Origin of the sequence: Nioella sediminis (assembly GCF_001879695.1) — a bacterium.
Classification (GTDB): Bacteria; Pseudomonadota; Alphaproteobacteria; order Rhodobacterales; family Rhodobacteraceae; genus Nioella; species Nioella sediminis.
Map to the genome: position 1 here is coordinate 1 of NZ_MNBL01000181.1, position 8,229 is coordinate 8,229.

An 8,229-nucleotide genomic window follows, 5' to 3' on the forward strand; every position below is an offset into this window, starting at 1 on the left:
CCCCCTGCCGCACCGGCGGGCTGGAGGCGGTCGAGGCGCAATGCAGGGAACAGGGGCTGAACCTGACCCCGGTTCGCCGTCGGGTGCTGGAGATTCTGCTGGAGGAGCATCGCGCGCTTGGGGCTTATGAAATCCTGGATCGGCTGCGCGCAGAGGGGCATGGGTCGCAGCCGCCGGTGGCCTATCGTGCGCTGGATTTCCTCACGGCCCACGGCTTTGCCCACAAGATCGAGCGTCTCAATGCCTTTACCGCCTGCACCCATCCCGGTGAAAACCACGCGCCGGTTTTCCTGATCTGCCGGATCTGCAATTCCGTGGCCGAGGGCATGGCCGAACCCGCCAAGGGCAATCTGGGGCGCGTCGCCTCCGAGACCGGGTTCAAGATCGAACGCACCGTGACCGAGGCCGAGGGTGTCTGCCCCAACTGCCAGAAGAAAGACGCTGCATGAGCCTTGTGGAAATGTCCGGGCTGAACGTTCAACTGGGCGGCCAGACGGTGCTGCATCATGTGGATTTCTCCATCGATCCCGGCGAGATCGTGACAATCGTCGGCCCGAACGGGTCCGGCAAATCGACGCTGCTTCGGGCCATCATCGGCGCGGTGGAGCCGAGTGCAGGCGCGGTCACCTGCAAGCCGGGGCTGCGGATCGGGTATGTGCCGCAAAAGCTGCATATCGACCCGACATTGCCGATGACCGTGCGCCGCTTTCTCGACCTGCCGCAGCGGGTGGATGATGAAGCCGCTCGCGATGCGCTGGACGAAGCCGGGGCAGGGGCCTTGTCGGGACGGCAGATGTCAGGGCTTTCAGGTGGTCAGTTCCAACGGGTGCTTTTGGCCCGCGCACTTTTGTCGAAACCCGAATTGCTGATCCTCGATGAAGCGACGCAAGGGCTGGATCAACCCGGATCGGCGGCATTTTATCAGAAGATCGCCGAGGTGCGCGACCATCTGGGCTGCGCGGTTCTGATGGTCAGCCACGAGTTGCATGTGGTCATGGCGGCCTCGGATCGGGTGGTCTGTCTCAACGGCCATGTCTGCTGTCAGGGGGAACCCGAGCATGTCGCCTCCGCCCCGGAATACCGGGCGCTGTTTGGCACCGGCACCGGCGGCGCGCTGGCGCTCTACCGGCATGAACATCACCATAGCCATGATCATGACCATGACCACGGACATGAGGCCGCGGAATGACCCTGCTTGACGATTTCCTTGTCCGCGCCACGCTGGCGGGGCTTGGCCTTGTTCTGGCCGCCGCGCCGCTTGGCTGTTTCGTGGTCTGGCGACGGATGGCCTATTTCGGGGATGCCACGGCCCATGCGGCGATTCTGGGCGTGGCGCTGGCGCTGGCCTTCGATACATCCGTGTTTGGCGGGGTGCTGGTGGTGTCGCTGCTCATGGCTTTCACGGTGTCCAGCCTGTCGAACCGGGGCTACGCCATGGATACGCTTCTGGGCGTATTGGCCCATTCCGCGCTGGCCTTCGGCCTTGTGGCCGTGTCCTTCCTGCACGGCGTGCGCGTCGACCTGATGGCCTATCTCTTTGGGGATATCCTTGCCGTGGGCGTGCCGAATCTGGCGGTGATCTGGGGCGGCGCGGCGTTGGTTCTCGGGCTTCTGTGGTGGCGTTGGTCGGCGCTGTTGACGGCGACCTTGAACCCCGATCTGGCTTTTGCCGCCGGGATCGACCCGAGGCGGGAACAGCTGGTCCTGACCCTGGCGCTGGCGCTTGTCGTTGCGGTGGCGATCAAGGTGGTGGGCGTGTTGCTGATTGCGGCGATGCTGATCGTGCCGGCTGCCACCGCGCGTCCCTTCGCCACCACGCCCGAGCGCATGGCACTTGCCGCGATCGTGATCGGGGCGCTCGCCGTCATTGGCGGCCTTCAGGCCTCGCTTGAATGGGACACGCCGACCGGCCCCTCGATCGTGTGCCTCGCGGCCATCCTTTTCACTGTGTCCAGCGTCGCCCAGGCCCTGTTCGGCAGATCGCGCCCCTAATCCGTTCGACCGGCTGAGCGGCCTTCGGGGGCAGTGCCCACGGCCGCCCGTGCAAGAGCGGTCAGGGCCTCCGCGCCGCGCCGATTTGCATCACCTCGGGGCCTTGTGCCGGGGGCGGTGGCGTTCTATCCCGTTTCAAGCGAAACAGGACCGGACACGACAATGGCCGACAGCTCCAGCCAGCCACAGCCGATGAACAGCGAACAGGAGCGTGAGAAATCGCGCCGCATCGGGTCTCTGCGTGCGCTTTTGCCGTTCATGCTGCCCTATCGCTGGCTGATGGCAGGCGCCCTGACCGCACTGGTCCTGACGGCCACCGTGTCGCTGACCATCCCGCTGGCGGTGCGCCGGGTCGTGGATGGGTTCGAGACCGATGCCGTGACGCTGCTGGACAAGTATTTCCTTGCGGCGCTTGGCCTTGCTGGCCTGCTCGCCATTGGCACCGGCCTGCGCTACTACCTTGTCACCCGGCTTGGCGAGCGTGTGATCGCGGATATCCGCAAGGCCGTGTTCGACCGCATGATCTCCATGAGCCCCGCCTTTTTCGAGCGGATCATGACCGGCGAGGTGCTGTCCCGCATCACCACTGATACCACGCTGATCCTGTCCGTTATCGGCTCGTCCATCTCCATCGCGCTGAGAAACGCGCTGATCTTCCTCGGCGGGCTTGGCATGATGCTCTATTCCTCGCCCAAGCTGACCGGGCTTGTGCTGCTGATCGTGCCCGTCGTGATCGTGCCCATCGTGGTGTTGGGTCGCCGCCTGCGGGTGCTGTCTCGCAAGAACCAGGACTGGATCGCGGAAAGCTCCGGCAAGGCCAGCGAGGCGCTGCTGTCCGTGCAGACCGTACAGGCCTTTACCAATGAACGCCCAACGGCGGGCGAATTCGACCGTGTGACGGAGGCCAGCTTCGACGCCGCCAAGACCCGCATCCGTACCCGCGCCGTGATGACGGTCATCGTCATCCTGCTGATCTTTTCGGGCGTTGTCGGTGTGCTCTGGATCGGCGCGCGCGACGTGCGTGGTGGCGGCATGTCCATCGGCGAGCTGATCCAGTTTCTGATCTACGCGATCATGACCGCGGGGGCCGTCGGCGCGCTGTCGGAAATCTGGGGCGAGTTGCAGCGCGCCGCAGGTGCTACCGAACGGCTGGTAGAGCTTCTGACCGGGCGCGACAGCGTGGCCGATCCCGAGCAGGGGCGCGATCTGCCCCAGGGCGGACGGGGCGCGATCCGCTTTGAAAACGTGCAGTTCCACTACCCGACGCGCCCCGATCAGCAGGCGCTTGATGGGATCACCCTGACCATCAAGCCCGGCGAAACCGTGGCCCTTGTTGGCCCCTCCGGCGCGGGCAAGTCCACGATTTTCCAGCTGTTGTTGCGCTTCTATGACCCGATCTCGGGCCGCGTCACCTTTGACGGGCTCGACCTGAAAGAGATGAAGCGCGCCACCTTCCGCGACGCCATGGCGCTGGTGCCGCAGGATCCGGTGATCTTCGCTGCCTCTGCCCGAGAAAACATCCGCTTCGGGCGCCCCGATGCCACCGATGCAGAGGTCGAGGCCGCCGCGCAGGCCGCCGCCGCGCATGATTTCCTGATGGCGCTGCCCGATGGGTATGACACCTATGTGGGCGAACGCGGCATCATGCTGTCGGGCGGGCAGAAGCAGCGCATCGCCATTGCCCGCGCAATCCTGCGCGACGCTCCGGTTCTGCTGCTCGATGAGGCCACGAGCGCGCTTGACGCGGAAAGTGAGCGGGCGGTGCAGCAGGCCGTGGCGGAGTTGTCGGCAGACCGAACGACGCTGATCGTGGCGCACCGGCTGGCGACGGTGAAGAAGGCCGACCGGATCGTGGTCTTCGAGGAAGGCCGCATCGTCGCTGAAGGCACCCATGAGGAGCTTGTGGCCGGCGATGGTCTTTATGCCCGGCTGGCGCGGCTTCAGTTCACGGAAGGACTGGCTGCCGAATAATGCGGCAACTGCCACCCTGGAAAGCCCCCTGAAACCGGACCCTTCACTCCCCGCATTGCAGTTTGCGTTGGGTTACGCTTGCTTTGCGGGCCTCTTTGCCTCCATCCTGATCCACAAAATACCGGCCCGCGTCGAAAGGCGACGGGCCAGACAGGGATAAAAGGGGAGGAATGAGAATGAGGCGGTTTGCGAACGTCGCTGATGTCAGAGCCATGGAGCAGGATCTGCCCTGGCCTGAAAGCCAGCCAGCCACCACGCTGTATGAATTGCTGACCAAGACAAGGGACAAGTTCCCGAACCATAACGCAGTGTCCTATCAGCTGTTTTCCGGCCCGACCGACAAGGCCGAAACGCTGACCTGGTCGCAGCTGCATGGCAAGGTCACCCAGACCGCGAACCTCTTCCGGTCGCTTGGCATCACCGAGACGGACTCGGTGGCCTATGTGCTGCCCAACTGCAACGAAACCGTGCTGACCCTTCTGGGCGGCTGCGTCGCGGGCATCGCCAACCCGATCAACCCGCTGCTGGAGCCTGAACAGATCAGCGCCATCCTGCGTGAAACCGGGGCCAAGGCGGTGGTGACGGTCAAGGCCTTCCCGAAAACGGATGTGGCCCAGAAAGTGGCCGAGGCCGTGGGCCATGCGCCCAATGTGAAACATGTGATCGAGGTCGATCTGCTGCGCTACCTGACCGGCGTCAAGAAGCTGATCGTGCCGCTCATTCGGCCCAAGAACCCGTCCAACCACCATGCCAAGATCATCGACTTCAACGCCGAGATCGCCAAGCAGCCCGCCGACCGCCTGACCTTTGAGGATGCCAAGGCAGATCGCGTCGCCGCCTATTTCCACACCGGCGGCACCACTGGCATGCCGAAAGTGGCGCAGCACAAGTATTCGGGGCTGATCTACAATGGCTGGCTCGGGGCCACGATCCTGTTCGATGAAACAGACAATATCATGTGTCCGCTGCCGCTGTTCCACGTCTTTGCCTGCCACGTGATTCTGATGGCGGCGATTGCCTCGGGCGCGCATGTGGTCTTCCCGACACCGCAGGGCTACCGGGGCGAGGGTGTGTTCGACAATTTCTGGAAGCTGGTCGAACGCTGGAAAATCACCTTCATTATCACCGTTCCCACGGCGATTTCGGCGATGATGCAACGCCCGGTGAATGGCGATATCTCGACCGTGAAAACAGCGTTCTCGGGGTCGTCACCGCTGCCGGTGGAACTGTTCAAGCGGTTCGAGAAGGCGACCGGCGTGACGCTGGTCGAAGGCTACGGCCTGACCGAGGCGACCTGCCTCGTGTCCTGTAACCCGGTCGAGGGCGAGAAGAAGATCGGCTCGGTCGGTGTTCCTTTCCCGCATACGGAAGTGCGGATTCTCAAGCAGACCCCGGATGGTCCCGTGCAGTGCGGAACCGACGAGGTGGGTGAAATCTGTATCGACAACCCCGGCGTGTTCGAAGGCTCGACCTATACCGAGAGCGACAAGAATATCGACCTGTTCCACGACGATATTTTCCTGCGCACGGGTGACCTGGGCCGGATCGACGCTGATGGCTATTTGTGGATCACGGGCCGTGCCAAGGATCTGATCATTCGCGGCGGTCACAATATCGACCCGGCCGAGATCGAAGAAGCACTGGCCAGCCACCCCGCCGTTGCCATGACCGGCGCCATCGGGCAGCCCGATGCGTTCGCGGGCGAACTGCCCTGCGTCTATGTCGAGCTGGTGGCGGGGGCCGAGGTCTCGATCAAGGAGCTGAAAGAGCATTGCGACGAGCATGTCCATGAACGCGCCGCGCGGCCCAAGCATATCGAGCTGATGGACGAACTGCCCAAGACGGCTGTGGGCAAGGTCTTCAAACCGGCGCTGCGCAAGATGGCCATCACCCGCGTCTATAATGCGGCGCTGGACGAGGCGGGGGTGAATGCCCGCGTGGTGGAAGTTTCCGAAAGCAAGAAGCTGGGTCTTGTGGCCAAACTGGAACGGACCGGCGAGGTCTCGGATGAGGCCGTGGCCGATGTTCTGGGTGAATTCACACGCCCCTGGGCCTGGGCCGACCAATAGACCAGACGGCTTCAAGGAAAGAGGAAGCGGCGCCGGATGGCGCCGTTTTCGTTTCAGGGGTCATAGGCCGCTCAGCTCCAGCAGAACGCCCGCGTGATCCGAGGCATGGGGCCTGTGGCGGCCAACACCTTGCAGATGTGCCCCCCGGTGGCGGGTGGCTTCATAGGCCAGCCCGGCGCGCAACACCTGCGGGATGGCCTCGGGCCAGCGGGCGGCAAGCGTGGGGGATGCCAGCAGGGCGTCAGGCTGGCCGTATCTGCCGGAATGACTGTCAAAGTAGGTCCAGCGTTCATCCTCAGGAAGCCGCGCCATCAGGTCAGCTGTGAAGGGCGGCAGCAGCGGTTGAATGGCGGGCTCGGCATCGGGCTTAAACGGTTCGTTCAGATCCCCCACGATCAGCCATAGGGCGCTTGACGGATCGCCAAACCGCCGCTCGATGATCCGTCGCGTGGCTTCGGCCTCCAGCCGCCTCACGGGCCAGGCGGCCTCAGCATCGGGGTAGGGGGCCTTGAAATGGCAGGTGAAAACGGTCAGCCCGCCGGTTTCCACCATCAGGCAGTCCCTGCGAAAGACCGGCAGATCGGGGCGCGGCGTATCGAGACCCAGATCGACGGCGGTCAGCTGCGCGTGACTGATCAACCGGACGGGCTGGCGCGACATAACCGCCAGGTCCAGCCCGCGCCCGTCATTGCCGGGCGGGCAATGGGCATGGGGGTAGGGGGACAGACCGGCGGCGGGCAACAGCCGGGTGTTGAACCAATCCAGCGTGTCCTTGTCGAACACCTCCTGCAACAGCACCAGATCGGCCCCCGCCTGCGCGAGCAGCGCGGCGGACAACCGGCGGTCAGCCGGGTCCAGTTCCGGGGATTCGCCGATCTCGTCGCGGTCCCGCGCGCCGTCCAGCCGGGGTTGGGCGCCCCGTTGGCGAAGCCGCAGGTTCTGGATGTTGAAACTCAGGATCCGCATGACCCCATCCAGCCGCGTGCAGCCCGGAAAGGCAACGGGTTTCCGGGCGGATCAGCCGATGACGGCGGTGGCCTCGATCTCGACCACCGCCTCATCCTCGACCAGACCGGCGACCACAACCATCGCCATGGCGGGGAAATGCTTGCCCATGATCCGACGATAGGCCGCGCCCACCTCTCGCTGACTGTCCAGATATTCCTGCTTGTCGGTCACATACCAGGTCAGCCGCGTGATATCCGCGGGCGTTCCCCCCGCGGCTTCGACCACGTCGCGGATGTTGCGCAGCGCCTGTTCCATCTGGCCGATGAAACCACCCGGCGCAAATTTCCCGTCCGTGTCCCAGCCGATCTGACCGCCCACATAGAGCGTCCCGTTGCTGGCAAGGATGCCATTCGCATAGCCCTTGGGGTCGGGCCAGCCTGCGGGTTGAATGGATTTATGGGACATGGGCCGGGGCCTCCTCTCGGTCCAGAAGTATCTGTCGCACCCCCTCGGGCCATGGCCGGGGCCGCCCGTTTTCGCCCAGAAGGACAAGGGTGGAGCGCGCGGTGAAGCGGGTTTCATCACCGCAATCGGCGGTGAACATCAGCCCAAGCGAGCTCTGCCCGACACGGGTGACGGTCAGGGCAATGGTCAGGTGATCGCCATGGCGGCTCGGGGCTAGAAAGCGGGTGGTGATTTCCGCCGTGGGCACGCCGCCCGTGGCATGGAGCGTTTCGAACGGCAGTCCCAGAACCTCGTCGAAGAAGGCTTCGACGCAATCGTTCAACATCTCGAAATAGCGCGGATAGAACACGATGCCGGCCGGGTCGCAATGCTTGAACAGAACCTTCTGGGGGAAGTGGAACGCCATGGCCTAGACCCCCAGATGCCGGTCGGTGATGTCGCGGGTCAGGGCAGAGAAAGCACCGGTCCACACGGTCACGCCTTTCTCGATGATCACGCCCTTGTCGGCAACGCCGCCCAGTTCCTTCAGCGATTTGTCGATCACGAGGATCGACAACCCGGCTTCCACCTTGAGCCGCTGGATCGCGGCCCAGATTTCCTGCCTTATGACGGGGGCAAGGCCCTCTGTCGCTTCATCGAGGATCAGCAGGCGCGGGTTCGTCATCAGCGCGCGGCCAATCGCCAGCATCTGCTGTTCGCCGCCGGACAGGGACGAGGCGACCTGGTCTTGTCGTTCCCCCAGTCGTGGGAACAGTTCGCTGACCCGCGCCATATCCCAATGTCC

9 protein-coding genes are annotated in these 8,229 nt (G+C 64.2%); 5 read left to right on the plus strand and 4 right to left on the minus strand.

All coding sequences use genetic code 11. The annotated features are described in order from the left end of the window. Positions 1-20 precede the first annotated feature (20 nt). The 5 genes from BKY26_RS19515 (at position 21) to BKY26_RS19535 (ending at position 6,032) form a co-directional block, all read left to right on the plus strand. Positions 21-449: a Fur family transcriptional regulator gene (locus BKY26_RS19515; RefSeq protein WP_083431533.1), complete on the plus strand. Its 429-nt coding sequence runs from the start codon at positions 21-23 to the stop codon at positions 447-449. Further along, a complete protein-coding gene (locus BKY26_RS19520; RefSeq protein ID WP_071692045.1) occupies positions 446-1,189 on the plus strand; it encodes a metal ABC transporter ATP-binding protein in 744 nt (247 codons plus the stop codon). Before BKY26_RS19515 ends, BKY26_RS19520 begins: the two co-directional genes overlap by 4 nt. Further along, the gene (locus BKY26_RS19525; protein ID WP_071692046.1) at positions 1,186-1,992 is read left to right on the plus strand and encodes a metal ABC transporter permease; all 807 of its coding nucleotides are present in this window, start codon (positions 1,186-1,188) and stop codon (positions 1,990-1,992) included. Before BKY26_RS19520 ends, BKY26_RS19525 begins: the two co-directional genes overlap by 4 nt. A gap of 162 nt (positions 1,993-2,154) precedes the next feature. Further along, positions 2,155-3,963, plus strand: a complete 1,809-nt coding sequence (locus tag BKY26_RS19530; protein ID WP_071692047.1) for an ABC transporter transmembrane domain-containing protein — start codon at positions 2,155-2,157, stop codon at positions 3,961-3,963. 176 nt (positions 3,964-4,139) lie between these two features. After that, positions 4,140-6,032 carry an acyl-CoA synthetase gene (locus BKY26_RS19535; protein WP_071692048.1) on the plus strand — a complete coding sequence of 631 codons (1,893 nt, stop codon included), beginning with the start codon at positions 4,140-4,142 and terminating at the stop codon, positions 6,030-6,032. Positions 6,033-6,092: 60 nt separating this feature from the next. Here the strand turns inward: BKY26_RS19535 and BKY26_RS19540 are convergent, their stop codons facing one another. The 4 genes from BKY26_RS19540 to BKY26_RS19555 all read right to left on the minus strand — a co-directional run. Continuing rightward, positions 6,093-6,998, minus strand: a complete 906-nt coding sequence (locus BKY26_RS19540) for an endonuclease/exonuclease/phosphatase family protein (protein ID WP_071692049.1) — start codon at positions 6,996-6,998, stop codon at positions 6,093-6,095. A 51-nt stretch (positions 6,999-7,049) separates the two neighbouring features. Continuing rightward, the gene (locus BKY26_RS19545; RefSeq protein ID WP_071692050.1) at positions 7,050-7,445 is read right to left on the minus strand and encodes a RidA family protein; all 396 of its coding nucleotides are present in this window, start codon (positions 7,443-7,445) and stop codon (positions 7,050-7,052) included. Then, entirely contained in the window at positions 7,435-7,851 is a 417-nt protein-coding gene (locus tag BKY26_RS19550) for an acyl-CoA thioesterase (RefSeq protein ID WP_071692051.1), read from the minus strand. Before BKY26_RS19550 ends, BKY26_RS19545 begins: the two co-directional genes overlap by 11 nt. 3 nt (positions 7,852-7,854) lie before the next feature. After that, on the minus strand, positions 7,855-8,229 hold a 375-nt coding region (locus tag BKY26_RS19555; protein WP_131541952.1), incomplete at its 5' end, for an ATP-binding cassette domain-containing protein.

Coding starts and splice junctions, on each gene's coding strand:
- BKY26_RS19520 (WP_071692045.1), top strand. CDS start 446: ATGAGCCTTGTGGAAATGTCCGGGCTGAACGTTCAACTGGGCGGCCAG.
- BKY26_RS19525 (WP_071692046.1), top strand. CDS start 1,186: ATGACCCTGCTTGACGATTTCCTTGTCCGCGCCACGCTGGCGGGGCTT.
- BKY26_RS19530 (WP_071692047.1), top strand. CDS start 2,155: ATGGCCGACAGCTCCAGCCAGCCACAGCCGATGAACAGCGAACAGGAG.
- BKY26_RS19535 (WP_071692048.1), top strand. CDS start 4,140: ATGAGGCGGTTTGCGAACGTCGCTGATGTCAGAGCCATGGAGCAGGAT.
- BKY26_RS19540 (WP_071692049.1), bottom strand. CDS start 6,998: ATGCGGATCCTGAGTTTCAACATCCAGAACCTGCGGCTTCGCCAACGG.
- BKY26_RS19545 (WP_071692050.1), bottom strand. CDS start 7,445: ATGTCCCATAAATCCATTCAACCCGCAGGCTGGCCCGACCCCAAGGGC.
- BKY26_RS19550 (WP_071692051.1), bottom strand. CDS start 7,851: ATGGCGTTCCACTTCCCCCAGAAGGTTCTGTTCAAGCATTGCGACCCG.